This is a genomic window from Timaviella obliquedivisa GSE-PSE-MK23-08B (assembly GCA_019358855.1).
Taxonomy (GTDB): Bacteria; Cyanobacteriota; Cyanobacteriia; order Elainellales; family Elainellaceae; genus Timaviella; species Timaviella obliquedivisa.
This window is the reverse complement of record JAHHII010000002.1, coordinates 318932-343338: the sequence shown is the minus strand read 5'-3', so window position 1 is coordinate 343338 and position 24407 is coordinate 318932. Positions and strand designations below refer to the sequence as shown.

Below are 24407 nucleotides of genomic sequence, written 5' to 3'. Positions count from 1 at the left end.
AAAATTCCGTGAAAAAGCCTGTAAACCTTAGTGCAGAGTTAGTCGAACCCATTTGGGAGCGGCAGCCCAATGAGCCTACTGACTGGTTCAGAAGGTTTTGTGCTTATCGGAATCAGGTGGGCAAGCGATCGAAGCGATCGGTGTATTTGAACGAGATGGCTCTCAAGGATAAGGCATCAGAAAGCATCAAAAAGTGCTTTAAACCAGAAGCAAGGATACCGGGTAGCTGGTTTGCTCATATCGATCGCTGGCAGTGGGAAGAACGGGTTCAGGCATGGGATTTAGAGAAGCAACAGGATGAAGATCGAGAGTGGGATATTAAGATGCAGGTTCTGCGATCTAATCGCTGGAATCACTATGAGGCAATTCGGGCAAAGGCTGAAACCATGCTGAAAATGCCCATCGTGAATCAGACGACAACTCGCAATGAAGAGAACGGATTATTGGTCACGAATATCAAGGCTGCCGACTGGAAACAGTTTTTAAATGCTGCCAAGTTTCTGGCGATCGGGGACAAACTCGGCGAAGCTGCGGTCGGCAACCTCAACACAGCCGCCACACTATTACAAAAAGCAGGATTTAAAGTGGAGCCGCCGAATGCAATTGAGAACGCCTTGGGGTTTGAGTCCGACTACGCAGAGCCGGATGACGATCGCTGAAAACTCTAGCCAGATGGAGCTATTCAGCAAAGCCTTAATTGATGCTCGAAAAAAGGGCGTGGCTCGGTGGTACTCAGAGGGCAGCGCTTACCCGATCGCCTGGATTAAAAAACATTACCGCATGAGTGGGGGCGATCGCTTGAGATGGGACGAGCCTTTCATGGAGCAATACTACACAATTCTGGCGTGTCCATGGATTGAGCGCTTAATTGTGACGAAGCCTTCGCAGGTTGGGTTTACCGAATCATTGATTGCGATCGCCTCGTTCCTGGTTTGTGAAATCTGCATCCCTGCCGCTATGGGATTTGAGCAGGAAGGCAAGCTGCGGGGCACCGTTGCCCCAAGAATACAGCCCAGTTTTGACCACATTGACCCCATTAAAAAACGCAGACTGGCACGTTGGAATATCACGCGCCGGAAAGATGTAGATAAACAGGAAAAAATTACAGTAGGCGGCATTGAGCTAACCTTTTTTTCTGCACATTTACCAGCCGCCAATAAGGAGCAGCGGCGGGCATCTCCTAAAATGTCTTCTTTCACAGCGTTCGTGGTTCTGGCTGATGAAATTGAGCTATGGGCTGAAGGGGCGATCGATATTGCGACAGAACGCCAATCCGCTTGCACCATGCCCACTAAACCATTTAGAGCAGGTTCTACGCCAGGAGTTGAGGGCGGCATTGTGGACAGCCAAATTAAGCAATCTGGCATGATGTTTCAATGGTTTGTGACTTGTCCTCACTGCGGCACAAGACAAAACTTGGATGCTTTTGGAAACTTCTTAAAGCCTGTCATGGTGGAGAGTGAAGGCGAAGGGGAGGAGGAAAGATTTGTAGACATGACGGGCAGACCCTATGAATGGTTTTGCCATGACGAGAGCGATCGCCAGTCGATGATTGATACGGCATATATCGGCTGTAGGCACTGCGAACAGGAACTAACCTGGGAGGCAATTAAGGCAGGTATTTTTGAATCTGGGAATAAAACATTAACTGATTTTTGTCGTGAGATTACTCAGAATAAAACGCCAGTCATTAAGCCCGTGGCGATCGATTTGCCCCGATTAGCTTCGTCTTTATTTCGACCTTCAGAACGAATTTACAAACTCGTTTACACCTCTGATCCGGCTGACCAATTACAGCAAGGCTTGGGCAAAACTGTGTCACTGGGAGGGGGTAAGATTAGCCTCAAGAAATTAATGGACTGTGTGGGGAGAACGGCACCGGGCGATCGCCCCCATGACTTAATTGTGTTGGGATTAGACCAGGGCAAGGCGGCAAACTGGGTGCAGATTCAGAAGTGGTACTTAGGACGTGAAGGAGATTGGGAGCGCAAATGGCTAGAGGCTTTTAAGGAGGTCATCTGGACGGGGCAAATTCACGGGTTCCCTAGTGAAGACTTTTTGCGGGAACATCAGGTGAACTTAATCGGGATGGATAATGAGCCAGAGATTCAGCTTGCCGCCGACTATGCTCGGAAGCATCCTCACTGCAAGCTATCAATTGATTTATCCGGTGATTTGAAGTATCACGATATGCACATGGAATCAGGGTTGGGACAGACTTTTCTGTTTGACCAACTCAAGCTAAAAGGCGAAAAGTTTAAGATATCAGAACGGGATGTGCAGGGTGAAAAGGTGCCTGTTTATGCCCTGCACCGATCGTTTGGATTGGATTCTGTACGCACTCGGATTTACCGAGGACAACAGGGATTGCCCAGTGGCTCAACCTATGATCCAGGTGATGATCTCAATCTGATTTATCACTATTTGACAAGCGATCGTCGGATGGATGGACAGTGGGTGCAAGTTCCCGGAGCGCCTGATCACTTATTCCATGCCGATAACTTTGCAGAAATGGCAGTGCTGGCAGCGGGGTATGTCGAGGAGCCTAATTTTGCTTTTGGTTCTAGAGCTTGAACCAAATCCGACAGCGTGACGGATTTGACGGGTGCGAAAACCTGATATGCTATTTTGGCGTTCGCCCCGCGCCGTCCGATTAATTTGATTGGCGCTCATGCCTCACAAGTCCTTTAAATGTTCTCAATATCGGCAGCATTCCGTCCTGGCATAAAGTCAGGAGTAAACGTTGTCTCGTTGGCAGCATAGCGGAACATCAGTCCTGCGCCAGAAGATACCAGGAGCATCAACACTTGAAAAAGCTCTCCTGAAGTCGGCATTTTTGATTGACTTGCCCAATTATTTAAGGTGGGTGCGATCGCCATAATCAAGGTGGCATAGATGCTCAATGCCGTCCTAGATGTGAACAAATTCTTTTTAGTGGTCATGATTTCTCGTGAAAGATTGCTGTTCCAGAATGCCCAATCTTTACTTGATTAATTGAACTCAACCCACAAGTCAGGCTGTTCATCGGTTGTGGGTATCTTTGTATCTGTTACCTCAAAATCACCTCCGCAGCATGACAGCACCGACGATCGTTAGCGTAAATAAGGGTTCTAAGGCTAGGGCAAAATCTGATGAAATGAGCCTAAGTACCAGTCTTAAAAGCACTATTTGGGACACGGTAAAAACCAGTATTGAATCGCAGGAAGCGATCGCCCTCACCCTTACCCTCAGCCGCACGACAGGCAACGATTTGCAAATCACAGTCGAACGATTGAAGCGCCGAATTGTCATGTTGGGCTGTGCCATGGTCGATTCCAAATCAATTAATGTGCCTGATGAAACGGTGGAACGAAATCACTTACGAGCGCTGGGCGTAATTGAAAAGTATTTCCCTAAAATGCGATCGCAGCTCCTAGATTTCAAAGAAGTTTCTCTCATCGTCAAACTACAAAAGGGCTTAGTTTGCGAGATTGGCATTCAATCCTTTGAGCAGTTCGATATCGGCATTCCGGTTTAGCGCGATTGCCCTTGAAGCTGGGCATTCTCAAACAAGTTAAGGTTAACGGTAAAGGAGGCGATCGGGTGCATGGCTCGATCGCTTTTTCTATCGGTGGGGATGAGTTGCGGCATACTTGCGATCGGCGTTATCAGGCGGCTCACTTCTAAACTGAATTGAAACCTCACTCCAATTTTTAAGATTTAATCCAGAACGAGCGATCGCATCCCCCAACACTAGATCGCCCAGTAAAATCGGCTGTTCATTCCTAGGTTCCTCGGCATACCGAAAAGCTGAGTAACGAGGGTAACTATAGATTGATGCATCCTTGTATCTGTCATCGTTCAGAACGCTCTCAAGGAGCTTATCGATCGCCTGCCTAGAAAAGTACACACAGCCGCCCCTGGGGTAGAAAGCCTGAATCTTGTGGCTATAAGCGATCGTCCCCGCCACGTCCGCCGCCGGGAATTTCTTAAACCGCCGCCAGATTTGAGTATCCCCTTCGACTCGAATAATATGCTTAGCCTTCGTTTGAGTAGAAAGATTGATTAATCTTTTTACCCATTGCCCTCCATATTGGGGAAGCTTCAGGCGATCGCCCTGTTCATAATTCACGCCCTGAGTCATCGCAAACTCTGTAAAACTAGCATCCTCAGTCCCGTCGGAAATACAGAATAGCTCTGATTTAAGATAGTGCTGTCGGATTTGGCGAACCAACCTTTTCACTAATTCATAATCGTCATAAACCGGAAAAATAAAGGCGATTTCCTGATCAGATCCAATCATGATGATTCACTCCTAACGCTTGGGCGATCGCCTTAATCTCAGTAATAGAGGGCTGTCTGATGCCCGTTTCAATATTAGAAATTAGTTGCCGATAGAGCGTTTCACCGCCTGGAATAGAGACGGCGATCGCAATTAATTTTGCTTGACTTAACTTATTCGCTCGACGACAAAGCCGAATGGAACTGCCAATCTGTCGAGCGTCTCGTTCCCATTGAGAAATGTGTCTTATCTTCCGAACGCGATCGCTGCCCATTTTTGCAAGGATTCTTGACATAAGTAGTAGTACCCGCGCTATTACCTATGGATATCCTCAATCCTGCTCTTATTCTTGAAAAGGCGCACTACTGTGCTTTCAAGCCTTATCAAATCACTTCAAAATTATGTCTCAATACTCTGCTCCTGGCGTACAAAAACAGCATCAAGGTGCCGATTTTACGGGCACTCCTGGCTTACTTGTTCCCGTCTCCGGTGGCGTTGCAAATAAAGCGGTCGCCTACTCGGAACTGTCCGCAGCTCAAACGGCGATCGATGCCACGATCGCGGCTTTGGAAGCTTCCTTGAATGCCGTTGACACGAACCTTCAGTCCAGCATTGACAACCTTTCTCTAGGCTTATCCGAAGCCTCAGTTAATAGCTTGATTCAAGCCGCTCTAGTCGGTGGTGTTCGGTATCGTGGCGTGGCGCTTGCCGACGCAGTGGATGCCAACGCTGCAACCGGGCTAACCGCCTACCAAACAGGCGATATGTTCCGCATTACCTCCGGTGGCTCTAGCGCCTTCGGATTCGCTCTCAGTGTGGGCGATTTTGTGGTTCGCAACGCTGCCAACGGCTGGGATAAAATCGATTCTACTGATCCTTCTTTGTCTGCTGGCGACAGCTCGATTACTGTCACTCAAACAGGCGAAAATAGCTACACAGTGGCGATCGCCTCCACCATCACCGATCGCATTACGGCGGCTGAAAGTTCAATCACAGCTTTGACTTCCGGGTTGGCTGCGGCTGTTGCAGTGAACGCAACTCAGACTAGCGCGATCGCTGCAATTGAGAGCGTCAACACTGCTCAATCTACCGCAATCTCGGTGCTAGAAACTGATCTAGCTGCGGCTGTCAGCGTCAACGCAACTCAGACCAGCGCGATCTCAACTCTGACCTCTGGGCTGGCTGCGGCTGTTGCTATCAATACAACTCAATCAAGCGATATTGCAGGATTAGTATCTTACGCTTCCAATACCGCCAACGATCTGAATGCAGAAATTGCTAGAGCTACTGCGGCTGAAAGCTCAATCTTTGACGCGATCGACAGTCTCACTGGGGTTGTAGACAGTGTTTCTGAAATCAACGATATTCAGAATACTAATATTATAGCCCTACAGGGAGATCTCTCCAGCCTAGATAGCGCTGTCGATCAAGCTCTGATTGATATTGCGGCTCGTGCAACGGCTGACGCTGTTAAAACGGCAATGGCTGATTTCTACGCTTACACCCATCAAATGATTATTCTGAGTGCAGAGCAGAATGGTTATGTTACTCGCTATGTCACCAGCTCAGACGGCGTATTCCGAACTGATTTTTACTACGATATGCCTGACTCCTTAGCTTGGGCAGTTGTGGAAATCAATGAATCTAGCGCGCCTTATGATCAGGTTGCACCTCCGATGCATCAGAAGCTTGCCGTTGCTCCCGTTGGAACTGCTGGCGCTGACGTTTCCGGTAACTTCATGCGGTTCTCCTTCTTTGGAGGTGCCGCAACTGGCGTTGCAGCCGATACGATTCAGGTCTACCTAAATCGTTTCTTTGCGATCGGCAATACGACTGAGTCTGTTGAGCCTTATATCTCCATTGCGACCGGAAGCTAGGTCGTCCTCAAGTAAATAAAGCCCCCAGCCGACACGCGATCGACTGGGGGCTTTTGCCGTCCCAAAAGGGCGATCGCTTCGAGTTACCCGCAAGGGGGCGCTATATCAATCCTCCGTGTCGCGGGTAGTATAAAGCCCGTGGGCGGTTTTAATCGCTTGCGATCGTTCCCATGCCGCCTCTTGTGTTCTAACCATGCCAACCCCCGATAGTGCATTCCAAAGACAGTCCCATGATTTAGGCGTTCATTCCGTTCCCCCTCGGAGTAGAACCGATCCTAGAGTCCGTCTAGCAGAAGAGGATGCCCTGCAAGCTTGGATCTCTTCCTATGCAACCATTCAAGACAGAGTTACAGGCTGGGAATCCGTTAGTTTTTCTGTTTCCAATTCTAGAGATTTAACCCTGACCGGGACGTACCACAGCAAGATTTATCCATCGGGCGAACTAGCCCTAAACACCACGATCGCTATCCCTGCACTATCCAACTCCAGTTCCCTCGTGCGTCGTCAGGATCATCTTTACCTCATCGTCTTTGGTGCCATGGTCGGACAGGATCACGACCCCGCACTAGGACAAATCGCCTTTAGCTATCTGGACTCTACAGGCGGCGGTGTGCCCGTTCTCACCCCAACACAGAAGGAGAACGCGAAACGCGATCGCGCCTACTGGCTATTGGTTCTGAGTGAGGAAGAATTATCAATTGATTCTTTCCTGGCAAAGGTGCCGCTAGAGCCAATCCCCACCAATGGGAGCGCTAGATTGTCGGGCGATCGCCTCCTCCCCATTACTAACCTCACCGCAGCCGGGAACCTATTAAACGGACTGCAAATATATGCCTCTGATCCAAAATTGGTGGTCGGTGCGTACCCATTGTTGAACCGTGACTTTATCGAAATATCCGAAGTTTGCCAGGTGTTGAGACTGCAAAACTACACCGAGCGCGGATACACTTGGGGACGCAACGGGGAAGAGCCGTTAACTGCCGATTTGAACATCCTTCCGACTGCTGCCATGGTACGCCCCGAAATCACCGAAGCTGACATTCAGAGCCGTTTGCTGGAACTGTTTGAGGGCAGACCGGGAAAAGGTGCCTCTTACTCTCGGACGGTGCAAAACCTCACCGCTGGTTTAGTGGCTGGCAACCCCGGACGAGCTGGGGAATCAGCCGCGTCACCTAATCAATCCGTTTGTTTGCCGAATGGCGATCGCGTCACTTACACCAATCAGGAGAGCCTACAAACCACAGCGGTACAGGTTTTAATGGCGATTAACGATGGTAACGGGAACGCGATCGTCACTGCTCAATTAAATACGAATGCGCCCGCAGGTTCTCACTTCTCCGAGCAAGCGACCGACCATAAAATCTATGCTGCGAATGGCACCGAGCAATCAAGCCTCGGACAGTTCATTAACCTTGGTGGGACGGGTTCACTGATTTGGATTGGCACTCAGAACTCTTCGATCGCCCCAGGGCAGGAATGCTATTTTCAACCCGCGATCGTCTACCCGGCTGGCAGCGGGTTTTCCATCCCGTTCGAGCAAGCCGAATACGTTTGGCTCGATGGAGTCCCTTTAGATGCCCTCAATATTAGACGAGGACAAGACCAGGATTTAGACGGCTACATTGCCCCGCAAAATGGTAACTACATTGCGGTTTTAGGACAAGAGCGATCGGCGCTGCACTACATCTATAAGCACACTTCCGTAACCAGTGATGCTTCTGGCGTGTTACGAATTCCGGCAACCGAGCGAGGCTGTTTTGCCTACGTTAACGGCGTTCTGAATCGGGGTGATGCCAGCGATCCACATCGCATCGATCGCCCCATCATTACAGGCGTTGCACCCAATACAACCTATCAAGCCTGGGTCTATTACCCGCCCCGCAATACCGAATCTTGGCAAGTGCAATTCAAGTATTGCGCTTATCAGGGATTGGGAGATTTGGAGTTTTTAGAGGGAGCGGCGATCGCTTCTAAGCCTTACTGTTTTCTCAATACTCAAGGCAGCGGCAACTCAGTTTTCCGGTCTGATTCGGCGGTGCAGTTTTCGCCCATTTCGATGCACCTCCCCTCGACTAGCGACGGCATTCAGAGCTACGAAATTGACGCAGCCGTAAGACTCGCAAACGAGCTAAGACTAGGTGCAGAAGCCTTTAGAGAATTCGATTTGCTTCCCGGTTCAGGGCTGGCATTCCCTCGCCCTGGCATGAAGCTCTCGATCGCCCCACTCACCGGGCTAGGAACGGGGCGATCGTTGAATGCAGTGCTAAAAAGTGAGGGTCAAACGATCGGGTTTAAAACACCCATTCTTTATCGTCGCGCCATGTTTCAAATTATCGTGGCATTCCTGGCGGTTAAGGGCGATGAAAAGCGGCTCGTCATTGCCACCCATAACGGGATTGGTGGTGAGAATGTTAGCTTGAACGCCAGCATGAATACTGCATTTGATACCTTTAGGATTTAACAATGGCGCAAACTCGGAGCAATCCTATTAACGGCAATCTAGAGATTTGGCACGATATCCTAGAGGCGTGGGTGTCGGCTGTGGCTGATTTGCCTTCAGTAGGCGGTAAGCCTGTACAGCTTTCCTCGTCTGATTTTGCCATGATGGAGGCGATCGCTAATCATGCTGCAAACCTCTCCATCATTCAAAGCATTCTAGGCAATAATTTTTACCCAGAAATCCAGCAAATTAATTCTAAGCTAGGCGATATTTCTACGTTTAAGCTGCAAGCGATCGAGGGGAATATTGCTCTCTTGCAAACATCAATTGATTATTTGTCTACTCAAGCAACTGCTGTTGCCGCTGGTATTTCTAGTCAAACCCTAATCTTGCAATCTATGCGAGATACGGCGATCGCCACATCGCCAGCAATTACAAACCTCACTCTTGTCAATGCCAACACTCAATACGCTTACACGTTCCAGGCGGGGACAAAGCGTTACGCCTTTAAGTGCAGGGCTGATGCTGCTAAAAATGACCCGATCGCAGATGTGAGGTATAGCTGGTTTACCGGTATGGTGGCAACGGGAATTAATAGCTATGACGTACTTCCGGCAAGCTCAGAGGAACTCTCTCAGGATTACTTTGAGGATGATAAAGTGATTTATTTTTCCAGTGCGATCGCGGGTACTGTCCTCACGATTCGGGAGTGGCAATAATGGGACAAAGACAAGTTAGGAGCATGGCGATCGCTCCGACTGCAATCAATTTACCCAGTGTTGAAAATGTCATCTGGCAGAATGGATCGGGGGTAAGCATTAGCGGAAATACCCTAACCAAGAACACTGGCTCAATCTTATGGGATGCCGGAGCGGAATCTCAGCAACGGATTTTATTAGGTGATTGTTCGGTAGAAATGACGCTGTTAAATGCACCTTCGGGACTCCTCTCAAGCTGTGCGATCGGTTTCTCCGCAACGAACCCAGACAACGCTGTTGACACAATTGGCTGGGCAATTCGAGTCAATGCTTCAGGAGAATCTTACAGCTATGCGATCGCCAATGCGTCTTTTCCCTTCGGCGCTGCCGTGGCTGGAGATACAATAAAAGTATCCATTGAGGGATTAACTGTTAATTTCTACGTTAACGCCATTAAGGTTAAAAGCCTCGCTGTAGCCAGCATTCCGTATCCGCTCCTGATAGATTGCTCAATCCAATCTCCAGGTAGTGTGATCTCAAACGCTAGATTATTAAAGGGTGCAGGGTTAATCGTTCACTCTCCAATTAAGGGTAAAGGGATAGAGCGATCGGGATTACGGCTAATTCAAAATAAAGAACTTTCCAGAACTCAACCTATTTTGCATTCTGCGGCTACGTGGCTATCTGTCGCCTCTAATTCAATCCTAAAAACATCAAGTGATTCTTTGATTGAGGTGAGCATTGATGTTCCTGGTTTTGGCATTACAGGAGGAGCTAACTGTAACGCTAAGTTAGCTATTTTCAGAGATGATGATCTGTGGAAATCAGTAGGAGTTGCAATTATGAGCACGACGGTTTCAGAATCTTGCCAATGCATCTCAGGACATTGGTTGGATGAAGAAGCGACAATCAATTCAACTTACTCATTAAGAATTTGGTGCGATCGCTATGCCGTAACGAACGGGCAGGCTGCTATCACTGGCAACTCGGCTTCACCCTACACTCTAACCCTTAGAGAATGGTATCAAGATTAACTATAAACTTGGAGAATTAATTAATGCCTGCCAACCCTAGACTTTACCCGCTTGATTACCCAGCCGATGAACAAGACGGTGAACTGTTAGCGCTAGATACCGCCATTTTGACGCTACGAGTTCAGGCTAGGGATACTGCGCTCAAGCAATCTCACACTCGCAGGATTGGCGGACAGAACGCCATTCAGGTGCAGAATAAAATATCCAGGGCGCGTCCGGTGCCCATGCCCTTATCGCAAGTAGGAGCGCGATCGCTGCCTCTAACTGGCATTCAGGGCACGTTGGCAATACTCGCAGGCGGTCGGGGGCATGGAGTCAGCACTGAAACGATCGCCTTTTACTATTCCAACGAATCAGCTAAAGCTACGGGTGTAAGGCTCTCAGAGCTACGGAACTACATGGGGACGATCGGGGATGCTTCGGTCGGTATCTTTGCTGGGGGGATTGCTGCCAGCGGTTTGAGCATGGCAATGGATGAGATTTCTTACAAGAAAATGACGACGCGAAGATTAGGCTCAAACCTGTCTGTATCTCGGTTTGCGATCGCGGGAATTGGCAACAAAGATATCGGCGTGTTGATGGGTGGAGCCAAGCGATCGGACGGCGGCGTACTTGCGACTGGAGAGGTTTACACTTATGCCACTGGAACAATGCAGGCGACAAGCTTAATTACCGCGCGACAAGCTTCCCATAACGGCACCAGTAACCCAACGGACGGCTTTGTTTATGGTGGCTCGACTGATGTATTTGTCGGAGCGCAGCCGCTTACCTCGATCGAACGCTATAACTTTGCAACCCGAACGAGCAGTGCCGTGGGTGCAGCCTTAAGCACCCCTCATACTGTTCACTCCGCTTTTGGCAACAAGGTTAAGGGCTATGTAGCAGGTGGCTTAGGATTCGCTTCAACAATATCCAGACTGGTTTATTCAGGCTTAACCGTCTCGGTTGTGGGTAACATGACCGAGGGTAAAGTTTGCTCGGATGGAGCTAGTAATAACCAGTCAGGATACATGATTGGGGGCGATATGGCTTCTACGAGTTGGCGCGGTACTCGCACGATCGATAAGCTCAATTTTGCCAGTGAAGCGATCGCCCGTCTGGGTTCATTATTGCCAACTGAAATGGCAGATCAAGGCGCTGTTAGCGACTATGGTGCAGGCTTGTAAACGTGATTGGAAACTGAGGATTAATTAATTTATGACCGATATCATCCCGTTACCGCAGCTTACCTCGCACTCCATCAATAGCTTTGGTGCAGTGCTTTTGAATATTAGAAGAGAAGAAAATATTCACTGGTATTTTGGCTTAAAGCAAGCTGAAATCTATCACAAATCTCTTTCGGCAGCGCTCACTGAAACGCACTTACAAATGCGAAAACACGCTGTAGAAGTTGCGGAAATTGCTCAAACCCTGGAAGATATTGATGCTCAAGCCACTCCCAGAACAGTGGCAGCGGCAAATCTTCAAGAGGCAACTCGTGAACTGAATGAGTTCAAGCTAGCCCACTCAGAAGCAACCTTACTGGCACTCCGATCGCAGGAAAAGGATATCCTCACAGAGCTAGCCGTAGCCGCCGGAGAACGCGATCGCATTCTCAATCAATATCCTCAGCTTCAAGAATTAACCTACGACTCCATCCAGAGCTTCACGATCGAGGCGCAACTATGCCGAGAGAGCAAGTACATTGCAGCAAGAGCATGGGCGTGTCAGGCGGGTTTGCCAGAAGCGGTCGGAGTCGCGTTGTTTGATGTGCCCCAAGAGTTCCGATCGCAGGTATCAGCAAAAGAAATTGAGTATCGATCGCAGGTGCTTTTCCTCGATCGCGGTATGGAAAATGTTCAGGCTATTTTACAAGATTTAGACCCAGAAACCAGAGCGAAAGTTTTGCTGAATGCGGCTGAGTCAGTGGTTCGTCAATCCCAATTAGCAGGTAATCTCAGTGAGTGATAACGATTACGTTTTTTCGATCGGGGGTTCTCTGGTCAGCTTAAACAGCTCTGGCGATGTAGCGAACTTTAGCCGCCCCTCTCCCGTTAATTTGGAACGCACAGTAGACGGTTCCTTAAACCTTTATCCAGTACAATCCTACTATCCGGCTTTCCATTCCGAAGATGGGTCATTTTTGTTAGAGCCAGATTGCGCCAACCTGGTCACTTGGAACCTAGATCTAACTCAAAGCATCTGGCTGAAAGGCTCTAACGTGACGGTGCGAAAAGATTATGCACCTGCACCGGACGCTTCTTATTTGGGCGATCGCCTGCGGTGGGATGTCGGCAGCGGTGCCAGTCAAAGCTTAAAGCGAGATTTCTTGCTAGAGGCGGACACCGATTACACCCTCTCTATGATTTTGCGGCTAGCGGGTGGTGTTTTCGGTGCGAGTGATTTCTTGCAAATCACGGGAACGGGAACGTTTTTCTCTGTTGGATTGGGGGAATTAAATGATTCTCTCAATCGCTATAAGTTAATTGAGAAAACATTTAGGACGGCTGGACGGCAACCCGTTTTCCCTGGCAGTGTTCATCAGGTGCAGAACTATGCGATCGCGGCCCTGACTCAAAATACCCTCACCCTCACTATTCCCAGTGGCTACACCATCAATCCTGGCGATTGGATTGGTGGACAGATTCTTGTGAATAATCGGGCTTACGATATCACGAACAACACGATTACAGGGGGGACAAACGTCGTCACGGTTACGCCTGTAACATTGCTTGCAGATGGCGTTACCACTGCAATGAAAGCTGTACTAGGAGAAGCACCCGCCCAGCTTGTAACGATCGAGCTTTACTCTGAATCCACCGTTTCGATTGATTGGGGTGGAATGCAGCTAGAGAAACGCCCCTTCCGTACCAGCATGGTCTATCAGGATGGAGAGATTGAGATTAGGAACAAAGCCTTGCTGAGTTGGCGACATAGCCCGATCGCCGGGATGAAAACCTTCGGCTTTTTTGCCGAGCTGCGGGAATGGCGCGGGGACGGTTTGCTGTTTGATTTTGGCAATCTTAAAGCCAGCATTGTGGACGGTAAGCTCAATATGGTCGTCGGCAGTATTCCGGTTAACTTGCTCGATGATTTACCGACTGAGCATCTGAAGATATTTCTGCAAATATCTGAGGCAAACTCGCAAATGTCGCTGTATGTGAATGGCATTCTCAAAGCCAAGATCAACGCGCCCAACTTCAGAGCCGATACGCTGGCAGCATTGGATCTTACCTCGTCAGGGCTGAGGATTTGGCAATGGTTGATCGCTCTGGATAAAACCTTGCTGGAAGGGCAGGTGAACGTAGGGGATTCGGCTAAGGCAGCGATCGCGGATCTATTTAATAATCAAACATTAATTGATTCTGTGGCAATCTCTAGCCATGCCCCTCTGATTAACCTCAACCCTGTTACGGTTCCCGGTGTGCAAGCGCCGATCGCCCAGTCTGCGATCGTGGGGGTGGACACGGGTTTGAACCAAGTCACACTCGAAAGTCGGACGGGTTTTGTCGCTGGCACCCAAGTTAGTGTGATGCGAGGAAACTATGTTGTTTTGCAGACCATGCTAACTGGCTTACCAGGGGTGGCACAGGTGGTTCAACTCGCGTCTACTTATAACGCCCTCATTGATGACGTTTTAGTGTATGGGCGGGTGAATGTGCCGGGGACGGCTTCGGTTCGCTTCCCTTATGATCCGGTTGATCCTCAAACCATTATTTCAGTCACGGCAATGGCAACAGGAACACTGCCGAATCGTAAAAGGTTTACGATCGCCTCTGCTCTGACTTTTACCAAAACAAGGGCGTACATTAGGACGGCGCTTTATCAGGATGTTGAGGAAGTGATTATCTATGAGATTGATACGGTCAATAATTACCTTTATGGCGATTCTATCTCCGCTCTAGTTACGGCTGGCTGCACGATCGCCCAACCTCTAAATGAGCAACTGATTGATCCTGACAATTACTTTGCTGGCATTGTAGATCCGATCGCTGGGGTGAGCATTAGTTCTGAGACTGGCAAGTATTCCAACGGCGTAGTTGTGGAGAATTACAACTCTCAGCCCGTGATTGTGACACCTTATGCTATTCCTTATCTTTAACAAGTTGAGGTAAACGAATGAGAACGATGGTTTTTGAGGTCAGTTCTTGCGAGGAGGCACAGCTTCAGTATCGGATTTGTCCAGTGATTGACGGTACATATAGCAGCCCGATTTGCTGGGGTGACTCGCAGCAGATCATGATGTTTATCTGCAACGAACTCAACAGGACTTTGGTTGATCATCTCAGAGATGACAGCAACATTTCTCCTGAGATGATTTGTGAACTGATGGGAATTGTGCGATCGCCCTAGAGCCGTAAAATCAGCTCAACTCATCTTTAAAGTAGGGTGCTGAGTTGGGCATGATATTAAGCGTTACTTCACCGCTCCATTCACAAAGTAAATAATGACTGTAGTTGCCGCCAAAAAATACGCCGACCGAATTGAGATTGCAGCCGATTCAATCACCACTATCGGATCTCGAATCATGAGCGATCGCACGATCGCAAGCTCCAAGCTATTCCAACAAAACGGGATGATTATTGGTCTTACTGGGCTGACTTGTGAAGGCTCGCTGATGCAAATCTTTAGCCGTAATCATAAACCTGCTGCGGCAACGATGGATGGGGTGATGGATTTTCTTTTTGAGTTCGACGATTGGGTAAGGAAAAGAGATTCTAGCCTTAGACCTGAGAACCATTACCTTATCGCCCTTGATGGGCATTTATTCAGAAGCTATGGCGGTATCAATGTTTTTGAAGTATCAGAGTTTGCGGCAATTGGAGCGGGGGAAGAATTTGCAATAACGGCTATGCATCTTCACAAGACTCCTAGAGAAGCGGTAGTCGTTGCCTGTGAGCTATCTGTCTGGTGTGGTGAACCCATTGCCGAATTCAGTTGCCCTCACCCCTAGAACATGGTAGATACACAGCCAATACAAGCGATCGCCTCTACCACTTAAAAAGAAATTCATGAGCGCACAAGGTAAATTTTTAAGAAAATGCGACAACTTAATGATGGCTTACTGCCCTGGCTGCAAAACGGTGCATCCCTTTGACTTAAAGCGATGGAGCTTTGACGGGAATCTAGATGCGCCAACCTTTTCCCCGTCTTTGCTTTGCAACGCAAATGTTGACGAGGCACATCGTTGTCATTCGTTTGTCAGGGCTGGTAAATGGGAGTTTTTGAGCGATTGCTGGCATGAGTTGAAAAATCAAACTGTACCAATGCTGGAAATTAATGACGATTGGGAGCCGATTGACTAACGTTCACATTCACCGCAATTAAGCACGATTAGTTAAAAAATCAATTGATTTATTAAAGTGGAAAACACCCAACCCATCCAGCCGATCGCCCCCACTACCGGAGCCGCTTCCAGCACCGCTCAACCTGCACCTACAGTTACCAACGCCGCGCCTCCATCGCCCACAATTGAGGAGATATTGAAGGTTTGTCCTGATGCAAATCGGGGTGATGTTGAAAAGAATTTGCCCTACATTCTCAAGGCAATGGCGGCGAATGGACTGACGAGCAAGAATCAGTTAGTCGGCATCGTTGCCACGTTCTATGTGGAAACTTTACCCAAGTTCGTACCCCGCAGCGAGATAGAGGGCGGCAGCGCTCCCTACGCTCCTTATTATGGGCGGGGTTACTTCCAGCTCACTTGGGACTATAACTACAAATCAATGGGCGATTTGCTGGGCATTGATTTAGTGAACAACCCCGATAAGGCGAATGAACCGGAGATTGCCGCTCAGGTAGCAATCCTGTATTGGATGGGGAAACACAACCCCGATCAACGCTGCGTAGAACCTGCGGACGCTGGCGATTGGCACGAGGTCAGGCGACGAATTAACGGCTCTGCAACGGGCTATAACAACGATTATGGAGAGGTGTTTAAGCCTTGTGTCGATCGCGGTATTGAGGTATTCAAATCAGGGATTGACCCCAATGCGATCGCTTCTCTATCGCTCCCCGGCAACTATGGCTTGAACTGTGTGGACACGGGCAATGCTGGCAGTCGGGCGATCGCGGGTGGCAGCGTTAACCCGCCCACTCAAGGCGATGCCCTCGCCTATGCGCTAGGCTTACACTCCCTCGATCGGGAAAAAGTGATTCAATTGCACACTTGGCTAAACCCGGCTGAATATCCAGAATTGCTCACGTTTGCACCGACCAAGAAATTTCAGGGTAAAAACTTTGGGACGGGTTTAGACGGAGAAATGACGATCGAAACTGTGAAGCTGTACTGCGGTGGGACACTGGAAATGGAACTATTCGCCCATCAGCCCGACCCGAATGCACCCAAGCCTCAGATATTTAGGCATGATGCCAGCCAGCCGCCCGATCAAAATACAGCGGCGGCAGTGCGATCGTTTGCGGGGGGAGCTAGCCCCTCTAATTTACAGTGGGCAATGAACCCGAATGACTGCAATGTGGCAGGGGAGAAATGCGAGTTTGGAACGGCGCGAGGCAGGATGCATGAAGGGATTGACCTGGGCGGCTTCGGTAGTGATGACGTGTTTGCAGCGGGTGATGGGACGGTAGAATTTGCAGATTGGGACGGCAGCGGCTACGGTCGGATGATTGATATTAAGCACCCCACTGGATTCATGACCCGTTATGCTCACTTGCTTTCAATCAAGGTGAAGGTAGGACAGCAGGTGAAGGGGGGAGAAGCGATCGCGGTGCGGGGTGGCAGTGGGTTTGGGTCTGATAATGCCTATGCCATTCACCTGCATTTTGAGGTTCATGATCCCAACCAAGGCGCGGTTAATCCTAGAGATGTTTTACCGCAGCCACAGCCGCCGATGGTTTGATTCTGGAATATGATTGACTTGCACTCACCCGAAGTGCAACCTTTCACAAAATAACGACAAGCGCCCGACAAGATTCGTTTTGTCGGGTTTCCTCAAATTCTCCACTGTTTTTTCAGTTCAGCTTTGTACCTTGCATCGTTAAGCATCATCTGAGTATACGTTTCAATCAGCATCCGTTGAATTTGTTCTAGGGGTAGATGCTTTGATTTCTCTTCAAGCGATCGCAAGTTAAATTGCTGTTCCAAAGACAATGCAACGGGCTGTTCCATAGCTCTCCAAAATAAGAATTTGAATCAGGTTTCCCATCATTCAGACAATATGCTTCACCCTCGTTTCTTCACCACCCCGAACAATCTCAATCTTTTACCAGGGCAGAAATTCTCTATTCTCTGGTATTCACAAATCGGCAAATGGACGCTGGTTCGCTACAGGTTAACGTATCAAGAACTTAGCCCAAATGGAGCTTTTGAGGAATCCGAATGCTTGTACAAGGGCATGGAATTGGTAGAGTGCGATCGCCTACGGGGTGGCGTGCTGATTGGCGATGGCAGCAATATCGATCGGAACGCCAAAGACCCACGAAAGAAGATTGATCGGGCTACAGGCAAGCATGGGCTAGATCAGGCAACAGCAAAGCGATTAAGGAGTAGCGATCGGCGGGTTGTTTTCAGTGCATAAAAAAACCCAAATCCGACAGCGTGACGGATTTGGGAAATCAATTGATTTTTTGTTCTAAATCTTGGAGAACAAGCGACCCCAGCCCGTGCGATCGCCCTCTACCAACCAGCGACGATTCAGGACAGCGCGAGGGTAAACCACTGCACAGCCATTAGTCACATCACCCGTATACCCGCCAGCGGCATCCAGTAGGCTGCCGAATGGATCGTGGCAGATATAGTCTTTCTGGCTGGTTAATCCAATCACGACAATCATGTGTCCACCTTCGGGAGCATTCAGCGTCCCTCGATGTAAAATGCCAATGACTACGGGTAGACCCGCCGCGATCGCCCCATCTAGATCCGCGAAGTCTAAATCCGTCCGCCAAATCGATCGAATACCGACCGCCTTCAGTGCATAGGTCTGAGCCGTATGATCGGTCGTGTCGCCATACTTAATGACGTGCTGATAGTATTCGTCGTCGCTGGAGATTTTCGCGCCTAAAAATCGAGCTACCATGGCACAGCTAGAGGTGTTGCACGTCCGCATCGGTTCAAATTTATTGTCCACCTGCTGAAAATAAGGCACCTTCAGCCTAATATCTTGGCTGGGAGAATCAATTATTTTTTTCCATAACCTCTCTAGTTCCATGATGGTTCTTATCTGGCTGCTGCTCTCCAGCCACTTGAGGGCAGCATTCTGATGAGCGATAGCCTTGTAGCATCTAAAGGCATCGACAAAGCTAATTGCTCCCTTGTCCTCGCCATTGCGCCATTGCAGGGCGAATTCTTGCTGCTTCTGCTTCCCGGTTGAATCTTGGAACCACTGAATCGCTTGTTGCTGAGGTTCAGTGCTGCGAAAGGATTGGGCGATCGTAATCAAGCTTGACATTGGTTTTCCCTGCGGTGGTGATCAATCCTTAAGATTCCGTTTTCAGGGTTTGTTCGCTCTGCAATCTCTGGGTAATATCAGCGTTGTAGCGTGAGGCGGCAGGCTGTAATCTTTTAGCCGTAAAGTTTTTACCGATTCCTGCATTAATTTGCGACAAACTGATCAAGATTAAGAAACAACGACAAGAGGCTTGTGAGTGTTTTATGGTTAAGACCGCTGCTCAAGGATTTGCAACTGAAGAGGCGATCGCGTTAATTGACGAGAAGCCGACCACCCCGTATACCGACATTAAGACGGAGATGGTTTTACTAAAAGCCTTTCCTGGACAGCTTCCGATCGGTTGGTTTACCCCGGAAGGTGAGAAATTAACAACGTATACTGTCAAGCCTTATACCGGAGAAGATGAGCTGTTTTTATCGGGATTGACAACACGATTTAGAGACAAGGTTTCCGATATTCTGCCTCATTTTCTGGCACGGATGATTGATACTATTGGAGACATTCCTGTTCGGGAGGTAGCCCAACAAGCCAGTGTTAAACCCAACACATTATTCGAGAACTTTTACCTCGCGGACGCGCTCACGATGCTGCTTTCGCTTAGGTTGGAAAACTTCGGCAAAGAGATCCAAATTCAGGGTCAATGCCCTGCGTGTCAGACGGTCAATAAAGACCGAGAAGGCGAGTATTCAGATTTATCGTCTACCGAGATTGAAGTGGCTCAGGGTATGAATTGTCCTCATGTTGAGGTGTTTCTGCCAACAGGCGCGAAGGTGTTTGACGACATGATTAAGCGCGTTATTCTGCGCCCCATTCGCATGTACGACATGAAGCGGCTGGCAAAGCAGGATGACAAGAGGGCTAAACTTCGGCTCAACCATGAACTGCTCATGCATACCGTTGTCGGCATTCCTGAAAGCGAAGCCTATGGGAAAAGCCAGAACAGCGATCGCTCTGGGATCTCTGAATTAGGAGTCGAGTCTTTGTTTAAAGCCCTGAATGCCCGCGATCGGGATTACCTGTTGAAGGCGGTGGGCAAGCTTGGCTCATTCGGCCCCGGAATGCAGATGGACATGGGCTGTAGAAATTGCGGATTTGAATATAAGGCGGAGGTGCCCTGGCGCGATATCCCTTCGTTTCTCACTTTCGCTGATTCCGATAACGGATGACGATCGCCTCAATGATGAGACGTTTTTTCTAATTACTGGAGAGCAAGCGCCATTCAGTTCGGCTGAGGAGGTTTATCGACTCTCAATGCAGCGGCGACATTACTTCGTAAAAAAACTGAGTGAAACCTATCAAAAGCAACGTGAAGAGATGGAGAAAAACAGCAGGAAATAGATTAATTGATTTTTTATGGCTATAGAATCATTCCGTCAGTTGTTCCCTGAATTAGAGCCGAAGGATTTTACAAACTGGGCATTAAGCCTGAGATGCCTTGAATGGCTTAATGAATTAATTAAAGGGAATCAGATTGATTCTGTCCTAGAGTGTGGCTCCGGCTTGTCTACAGTATATTTAGAAGCTCTAAAGCAAAAGGGACTGATTTCTAAATCCCTTTCTTTAGAACATAGTCAAAAATGGCTGACGCAAGTTAGGGCTGTCCTATCTAAGAAACAGTTAGAGAGCAGTTCTCTGGTACATTGCCCTTTGATTAATGGATGGTTTAACCTTGATCCACTTCAACCAAAACAGCGGGGTTTTTATGATCTGATTTTAATCGATAGCCCACCTGCCAGAACGCAGCCGCAGGCTAGATATCCGGCTCTAGAGAAGTTGAAAGACTTCATGCATCAGAATACTTGGATTATCCTAGATGACTTTCGGAGAGACGACGAAAAGGCAATTGTAAAGCGATGGCTGAAAGAGTATCGGGACATTAGATTTATTGAAGAGGTGCCGATTGGCACCGGATTAGCTGTGTTGAGGAAATGGCGTTAGCATCATGCCCACTTACGATCGCTACTACGAGCTAGAGCAGAGCCTTCAGATTGATCCAAGCCTGATTCCTTCTCCGGAGTTGTATGGCTTTAGCGATGATCAGATCTATGCCGCAATCATGGATAGGTTGGCTCAGCCCTTGCCCACAGGAGAGCCTTCCCCGTTCTCTGCTAAAACTCCAGGCAGCGCTCACGCCATTCTCACAAGCGTTCTGGTGTATCTTCAGAGCTTAATTGCTCACGAGTTTAATCTTGTTCCTGATGCTGCGTTGCTGGAGTGGCTGCGGATGATGGGCACTCAGTTACGAGCCGCTGAATATTCTGTGTTGAATGTCCGGTTTACCCGTTCTCAAGACGCGATCGCCCGGAATATTGCCGTTGATATTCCGATTAACATTGAGATTCGCAGTCTCTACCAGCCGAACTTATCGGTCTACACGATTAGCAGCGCTCGAATGGAATTGGATCAAAATACCGTTCTGATTCCGTGCCGATTAAATCAGATTGGCAAACTGCCGAATATCAGACAAGGGGAGTTCTCGCAGATTCCCCGATCGCTGGCTTTTGTGGACACTGCTGCAAATGAGGGCGTAATTACAGAAGGACGCAGTTCTGAAAGATTAATTGATGCCGTGTATCGTACCCGCGACTGGTTGAGGACGGGCGATCGCTGTGTGACGGATAGGGATTTCCAGTTCTACGCCCTGAGAGTGGGAGCGCAAAAGGTGAATGTGATCAGGGGGCGAATGCCTGGGGTAGACGGGTTCTTTAGAGATTTAAGAGCGATCGCGGTTTACCCTTCCACTTATGTTTCTTTGGTTGAGGCTGAGATTAATCCCCGCAGAATGAAGGATGAGCGGCTGGCAGTATTCCCCGCTGAAATCATCCCGATCGATGGGCTAGTTCAGATTAAAGTCTTATCTGATATCTCTCAGGTGGAAGCGTTTAATCTAGCTGCAACGGCTATTACTGATAGCCTGAATCCCCCTCATGGTGTGTGGGGCGATCGGGAATACAATAAATCCCTAGCTGAGGCGTTGGAACGGGTGCGGGGCATTTATGCAGTGCCGTTGGTGCAGCTTAAACACGCTCAAACGAATGTGCCGTTAAAGGATTTAGATATCAAGCCTTGGCACCTTTTAGAGATTCAGCAGAGTATCAAAATTGAGGTGATGCCTTGAGATTAGCAAAACGGAGAAGAGAAATTAGCAGGGAAATGGATGTGCTTAAAAAGATGGATTTTGAGCGATCGCTCCTACTGCCTGAGTTCAGAGCAGGGCTGAGAAAAACATTCACTTCAGTGCGGACGCAATTTGAATATCCCTGCGTCGTCGTTTTTCCCAGTGTGGACAGTGCTGGGCGCGTGATTGGTCAGCGAATGATGGGTGTGAATGGAGAGTTGATTTTGCCTTTGCTAGATGAGATTCCGGCAAAAAATATTGCCCGTCGCATTATTTTTAGGAGCGATCGCTGTAAAACAACTCCAGTCGTCACAACATCTCGATTCCCGTTTGAGAACTTTGCTGGCGATCGTTTTCATCGCATGGCGTGGCAGTCGTTTTCAGTTATTGCTGAGAATGCTGATCCTTTGGTAATTTTCGATTCTAGAATTATCGATAAAACGACAAGGCGATAAAAAATGAGCATCGATCGCCTGCTACGCCCCAATCTAATTGAATCCCATACTCAGGAATGGAAAGACGGCACTGTCCCCGGCTGGATTCCTGGCATTTTGACAGGCATTGAAAATGATGATATTGACCCAGAGGGCTTGGGGCGAATTAAGGTAAAGTGCGATCTAATTTCTGCAACTGATAACCTGCCTAACGGTTGGGATGGATGGGTTTGGGTACTAGAAGACTTCGTTAATAATAGCGGCGTGGGCGGCTCCCATCGACTGCTGCAAGCGGGTACACAAATTGCTCTTTTACCAATGCTGGGCAATCCTCAACAGCTTCTTATGTTGGGTTGCTTGCATAGTAGAATCGATCGCCCTAACCCCATGTTTAATCGGGCAAAAGGCGTACATGGAACGCATACCCCCGGTGAGGTGATGAGCATTAAAGATGACGTTAACGCCGAACGGACGGACGGATATCCTAACGGGGTAATTCAGCAGGTATCTCGCGCTGGGGATGTGATTAACCAAACTCAGGGCGGGGCGCGATCGCATCTTCAAGCGGACGGCACGGTGAACATAGAAAATCCGTTAGCGAGTACGGTTCTGAGTGCTGAGGGCGATATCACCCAGCGATCGGCGGGGGATGCTGTCAGCATTTTGGGATCGGATGGGGCAGCGGTGATTCGCTCTGAAGCGTTCGGCTCTGAGCTAAATTTAGCGGCGATCGAATCGGTTTTGAGTGCCCCAATGCCTGCGATCGGGACACTCATTAATCAGGCAAAGCAGATCACGGGAAAGCTCGGTGAAGGGATGAACCTGATCTCTGAATTGAATCAGCGCTTTGAATTAGGGCTAGACAATCAATTGAGTCAAGTTTCTAACACACTTCAAAGGTTAGAGAAGGGCGTTGGAACGGCGGCGGCGCAGGGTGCGGACGTTTTAGATAAGCTGCAAGAATTCTCGGTGGATGATTTTGGCAAGCTGCTCTCTAGTCAGGTAGAACAAGCGCTTGATCCGGCGATCGCCAGTCTAGCCAGGGACTTACCCAGTCTTTTAGAAAACTTTGATTTTCCTAGAATTAATGAATTTTTGAAAACCGAAGGATTAAATATTTTACCGGACGAACTAGAAGCAACTTTGCGGGGATTAAGCCACCAGCCTACCTTACAAGCTGAGATGATTCTTAGCGAAGTGCTGCCTAATGGTTATGAGAGCTTTGCTAATTTATCGGCATTGGAACTGCACGGCACCATTAGTCAGGTTCAGGAATTAATTGATTCTCTGGTTTTATCTCAGGCTGTAGTAGAGAGGGACGCGACCCTTGCGGTATCTCCGAAGGAGCGCGCCATTACTCCTGATTTAGACTTGCAAGCAGGCATAGAGAAAGTGTGGAAGCTCCTGCCAGAAGGGATTCAGGCTCATTTAGAAAAGCCCAAATTTACAGAATTAGTGCGTGGCGTTGTGACGGGTGAGAGTGAGATTGGGGATTTATTTACGAACGTTTTAGGACAGAGAGCAAAAGGGGCGATCGCTAATGCCTCTCAAGCGTTGGGACGGGCGTTGCCCACGCTGAGGGAGATTCCCCAGCTTAGAGCTAGCCTTGCCGAAAACCCGCCCTCATTACCCGCACTAGAGCAAGTGATGAGCCAATTCTCAGAACAGCTAACGCCAGCCTTAGACGAGGCTTTGGGAGCGCTAAATCAATCCTTTCACTCTATCCCTAGCACCCTGCCCACGCCTCGTGTGGTGGCGAATGCGGTGATGTCTGAACTGCGATCGGCATCGGGCGTGAGCCAAGTGTTTGCCAGTGATGCGGGTGCGGGTCTGAGTACGCCGTGGGGGAGCTTTGGAATTGGTTCAGGTGGTTTTAGTTTTAAGGGGAAGAAGGGGAAAAATGGAAAGCAAGACCCCTTAATTTTCCCGGTTACAGGAGCGCATAACGCCCGTCTAAAAATTGATGAAAATCAGGGAATTTTAATCGAAGGTACAACGCCAGAAGGACAGGTTCTCTCTAAGATTTTGGTCGATGGGGCGAACATTACCATTACCGCTGGAGAACAAGCCACCATTGAGATTAACCCGACTGGGGTTTTTATTAATGGCGCTTTATGGACAGGGGCGATCGCTTTTCAACCTCTCAACGATTAACTAA

General features: G+C 48.7%; 25 protein-coding genes. 20 read left to right on the top strand and 5 right to left on the bottom strand.

The window, feature by feature from the left end; translation table 11 throughout:
* Positions 1-8 precede the first annotated feature (8 nt).
* Positions 9-659: a hypothetical protein gene (locus KME11_05145; GenBank protein MBW4514592.1), complete on the top strand. Its 651-nt coding sequence runs from the start codon at positions 9-11 to the stop codon at positions 657-659.
* On the top strand, positions 598-2574 hold the full coding sequence (locus tag KME11_05140) for a phage terminase large subunit family protein (GenBank protein MBW4514591.1): 1977 nt from the start codon (positions 598-600) through the stop codon (positions 2572-2574). Before KME11_05145 ends, KME11_05140 begins: the two co-directional genes overlap by 62 nt.
* Before the next feature lie 113 nt (positions 2575-2687).
* Here the strand turns inward: KME11_05140 and KME11_05135 are convergent, their stop codons facing one another.
* Complete coding sequence (locus KME11_05135) at positions 2688-2942, bottom strand: hypothetical protein (GenBank protein MBW4514590.1); 255 nt, start codon at positions 2940-2942, stop codon at positions 2688-2690.
* Positions 2943-3073: 131 nt separating this feature from the next.
* Here KME11_05135 and KME11_05130 point away from each other — a divergent pair, with 131 nt between their 5' ends.
* Entirely contained in the window at positions 3074-3517 is a 444-nt protein-coding gene (locus KME11_05130) for a hypothetical protein (protein ID MBW4514589.1), read from the top strand.
* An 87-nt stretch (positions 3518-3604) separates the two neighbouring features.
* Here the strand turns inward: KME11_05130 and KME11_05125 are convergent, their stop codons facing one another.
* On the bottom strand, positions 3605-4282 hold the full coding sequence (locus KME11_05125; protein ID MBW4514588.1) for a hypothetical protein: 678 nt from the start codon (positions 4280-4282) through the stop codon (positions 3605-3607).
* Entirely contained in the window at positions 4269-4556 is a 288-nt protein-coding gene (locus KME11_05120) for a helix-turn-helix domain-containing protein (GenBank protein ID MBW4514587.1), read from the bottom strand. The genes KME11_05125 and KME11_05120 overlap by 14 nt, the downstream gene beginning before the upstream one ends.
* A 106-nt stretch (positions 4557-4662) precedes the next feature.
* Between KME11_05120 and KME11_05115 the strand changes: the two genes are divergently transcribed.
* The 11 genes from KME11_05115 (at position 4663) to KME11_05065 (ending at position 17149) form a co-directional block, all read left to right on the top strand.
* Positions 4663-6138, top strand: a complete 1476-nt coding sequence (locus KME11_05115; protein ID MBW4514586.1) for a hypothetical protein — start codon at positions 4663-4665, stop codon at positions 6136-6138.
* Between the two features lie 193 nt (positions 6139-6331).
* Positions 6332-8599: a hypothetical protein gene (locus KME11_05110; GenBank protein MBW4514585.1), complete on the top strand. Its 2268-nt coding sequence runs from the start codon at positions 6332-6334 to the stop codon at positions 8597-8599.
* 2 nt (positions 8600-8601) lie between these two features.
* Positions 8602-9297 (top strand): hypothetical protein, encoded by a 696-nt coding sequence (locus KME11_05105; protein MBW4514584.1) that lies wholly within the window; start codon positions 8602-8604, stop codon positions 9295-9297.
* A complete protein-coding gene (locus KME11_05100; GenBank protein ID MBW4514583.1) occupies positions 9297-10310 on the top strand; it encodes a hypothetical protein in 1014 nt (337 codons plus the stop codon). Before KME11_05105 ends, KME11_05100 begins: the two co-directional genes overlap by 1 nt.
* A gap of 23 nt (positions 10311-10333) precedes the next feature.
* On the top strand, positions 10334-11476 hold the full coding sequence (locus KME11_05095) for a hypothetical protein (GenBank protein ID MBW4514582.1): 1143 nt from the start codon (positions 10334-10336) through the stop codon (positions 11474-11476).
* A gap of 31 nt (positions 11477-11507) precedes the next feature.
* Positions 11508-12257 carry a hypothetical protein gene (locus KME11_05090; GenBank protein ID MBW4514581.1) on the top strand — a complete coding sequence of 250 codons (750 nt, stop codon included), beginning with the start codon at positions 11508-11510 and terminating at the stop codon, positions 12255-12257.
* The gene (locus KME11_05085) at positions 12250-14391 is read left to right on the top strand and encodes a hypothetical protein (GenBank protein ID MBW4514580.1); all 2142 of its coding nucleotides are present in this window, start codon (positions 12250-12252) and stop codon (positions 14389-14391) included. The genes KME11_05090 and KME11_05085 overlap by 8 nt, the downstream gene beginning before the upstream one ends.
* Positions 14392-14408: 17 nt before the next feature.
* Positions 14409-14642 (top strand): hypothetical protein, encoded by a 234-nt coding sequence (locus KME11_05080; GenBank protein ID MBW4514579.1) that lies wholly within the window; start codon positions 14409-14411, stop codon positions 14640-14642.
* Between the two features lie 94 nt (positions 14643-14736).
* Positions 14737-15243: a hypothetical protein gene (locus tag KME11_05075; GenBank protein MBW4514578.1), complete on the top strand. Its 507-nt coding sequence runs from the start codon at positions 14737-14739 to the stop codon at positions 15241-15243.
* A gap of 58 nt (positions 15244-15301) precedes the next feature.
* Positions 15302-15595, top strand: coding sequence for a hypothetical protein (locus KME11_05070; GenBank protein MBW4514577.1), 294 nt, complete (start codon positions 15302-15304; stop codon positions 15593-15595).
* Between the two features lie 57 nt (positions 15596-15652).
* The gene (locus KME11_05065) at positions 15653-17149 is read left to right on the top strand and encodes a M23 family metallopeptidase (protein MBW4514576.1); all 1497 of its coding nucleotides are present in this window, start codon (positions 15653-15655) and stop codon (positions 17147-17149) included.
* Positions 17150-17241: 92 nt separating this feature from the next.
* On the opposite strand, the gene KME11_05060 is transcribed toward KME11_05065, so the two are convergent.
* Positions 17242-17418 carry an NblA/ycf18 family protein gene (locus KME11_05060; protein ID MBW4514575.1) on the bottom strand — a complete coding sequence of 59 codons (177 nt, stop codon included), beginning with the start codon at positions 17416-17418 and terminating at the stop codon, positions 17242-17244.
* A gap of 49 nt (positions 17419-17467) precedes the next feature.
* Here KME11_05060 and KME11_05055 point away from each other — a divergent pair, with 49 nt between their 5' ends.
* On the top strand, positions 17468-17827 hold the full coding sequence (locus tag KME11_05055) for a hypothetical protein (GenBank protein MBW4514574.1): 360 nt from the start codon (positions 17468-17470) through the stop codon (positions 17825-17827).
* A 54-nt stretch (positions 17828-17881) separates the two neighbouring features.
* Here the strand turns inward: KME11_05055 and KME11_05050 are convergent, their stop codons facing one another.
* A complete protein-coding gene (locus KME11_05050) occupies positions 17882-18457 on the bottom strand; it encodes a C39 family peptidase (GenBank protein ID MBW4514573.1) in 576 nt (191 codons plus the stop codon).
* 443 nt (positions 18458-18900) lie between these two features.
* On the opposite strand from KME11_05050, the gene KME11_05045 reads away from it, so the two are divergent.
* The 5 genes from KME11_05045 to KME11_05025 all read left to right on the top strand — a co-directional run bounded on the left by KME11_05045 (position 18901) and on the right by KME11_05025 (position 24403).
* A complete protein-coding gene (locus KME11_05045) occupies positions 18901-19863 on the top strand; it encodes a hypothetical protein (protein MBW4514572.1) in 963 nt (320 codons plus the stop codon).
* Positions 19864-20050: 187 nt separating this feature from the next.
* Positions 20051-20635 (top strand): class I SAM-dependent methyltransferase, encoded by a 585-nt coding sequence (locus tag KME11_05040; protein MBW4514571.1) that lies wholly within the window; start codon positions 20051-20053, stop codon positions 20633-20635.
* 4 nt (positions 20636-20639) lie between these two features.
* A complete protein-coding gene (locus tag KME11_05035) occupies positions 20640-21815 on the top strand; it encodes a hypothetical protein (protein MBW4514570.1) in 1176 nt (391 codons plus the stop codon).
* Positions 21816-21850: 35 nt separating this feature from the next.
* Positions 21851-22270, top strand: a complete 420-nt coding sequence (locus KME11_05030) for a hypothetical protein (GenBank protein MBW4514569.1) — start codon at positions 21851-21853, stop codon at positions 22268-22270.
* A gap of 3 nt (positions 22271-22273) precedes the next feature.
* Entirely contained in the window at positions 22274-24403 is a 2130-nt protein-coding gene (locus KME11_05025) for a hypothetical protein (protein ID MBW4514568.1), read from the top strand.
* The last annotated feature ends 4 nt before the right edge of the window (positions 24404-24407 follow it).

What these genes read in the sequence shown, in the direction of transcription:
- KME11_05050 (MBW4514573.1), bottom strand. Translation starts at nt 18,457, where the DNA reads ATGGAACTAGAGAGGTTATGGAAAAAAATAATTGATTCTCCCAGCCAA.
- KME11_05105 (MBW4514584.1), top strand. Translation starts at nt 8,602, where the DNA reads ATGGCGCAAACTCGGAGCAATCCTATTAACGGCAATCTAGAGATTTGG.
- KME11_05055 (MBW4514574.1), top strand. Translation starts at nt 17,468, where the DNA reads ATGCTTCACCCTCGTTTCTTCACCACCCCGAACAATCTCAATCTTTTA.
- KME11_05075 (MBW4514578.1), top strand. Translation starts at nt 14,737, where the DNA reads ATGACTGTAGTTGCCGCCAAAAAATACGCCGACCGAATTGAGATTGCA.
- KME11_05080 (MBW4514579.1), top strand. Translation starts at nt 14,409, where the DNA reads ATGAGAACGATGGTTTTTGAGGTCAGTTCTTGCGAGGAGGCACAGCTT.
- KME11_05035 (MBW4514570.1), top strand. Translation starts at nt 20,640, where the DNA reads ATGCCCACTTACGATCGCTACTACGAGCTAGAGCAGAGCCTTCAGATT.
- KME11_05140 (MBW4514591.1), top strand. Translation starts at nt 598, where the DNA reads ATGCAATTGAGAACGCCTTGGGGTTTGAGTCCGACTACGCAGAGCCGG.
- KME11_05095 (MBW4514582.1), top strand. Translation starts at nt 10,334, where the DNA reads ATGCCTGCCAACCCTAGACTTTACCCGCTTGATTACCCAGCCGATGAA.
- KME11_05100 (MBW4514583.1), top strand. Translation starts at nt 9,297, where the DNA reads ATGGGACAAAGACAAGTTAGGAGCATGGCGATCGCTCCGACTGCAATC.
- KME11_05110 (MBW4514585.1), top strand. Translation starts at nt 6,332, where the DNA reads ATGCCAACCCCCGATAGTGCATTCCAAAGACAGTCCCATGATTTAGGC.
- KME11_05115 (MBW4514586.1), top strand. Translation starts at nt 4,663, where the DNA reads ATGTCTCAATACTCTGCTCCTGGCGTACAAAAACAGCATCAAGGTGCC.
- KME11_05070 (MBW4514577.1), top strand. Translation starts at nt 15,302, where the DNA reads ATGAGCGCACAAGGTAAATTTTTAAGAAAATGCGACAACTTAATGATG.
- KME11_05120 (MBW4514587.1), bottom strand. Translation starts at nt 4,556, where the DNA reads ATGTCAAGAATCCTTGCAAAAATGGGCAGCGATCGCGTTCGGAAGATA.
- KME11_05025 (MBW4514568.1), top strand. Translation starts at nt 22,274, where the DNA reads ATGAGCATCGATCGCCTGCTACGCCCCAATCTAATTGAATCCCATACT.
- KME11_05040 (MBW4514571.1), top strand. Translation starts at nt 20,051, where the DNA reads ATGGCTATAGAATCATTCCGTCAGTTGTTCCCTGAATTAGAGCCGAAG.
- KME11_05090 (MBW4514581.1), top strand. Translation starts at nt 11,508, where the DNA reads ATGACCGATATCATCCCGTTACCGCAGCTTACCTCGCACTCCATCAAT.
- KME11_05060 (MBW4514575.1), bottom strand. Translation starts at nt 17,418, where the DNA reads ATGGAACAGCCCGTTGCATTGTCTTTGGAACAGCAATTTAACTTGCGA.
- KME11_05030 (MBW4514569.1), top strand. Translation starts at nt 21,851, where the DNA reads ATGGATGTGCTTAAAAAGATGGATTTTGAGCGATCGCTCCTACTGCCT.
- KME11_05135 (MBW4514590.1), bottom strand. Translation starts at nt 2,942, where the DNA reads ATGACCACTAAAAAGAATTTGTTCACATCTAGGACGGCATTGAGCATC.
- KME11_05125 (MBW4514588.1), bottom strand. Translation starts at nt 4,282, where the DNA reads ATGATTGGATCTGATCAGGAAATCGCCTTTATTTTTCCGGTTTATGAC.
- KME11_05045 (MBW4514572.1), top strand. Translation starts at nt 18,901, where the DNA reads ATGGTTAAGACCGCTGCTCAAGGATTTGCAACTGAAGAGGCGATCGCG.
- KME11_05130 (MBW4514589.1), top strand. Translation starts at nt 3,074, where the DNA reads ATGACAGCACCGACGATCGTTAGCGTAAATAAGGGTTCTAAGGCTAGG.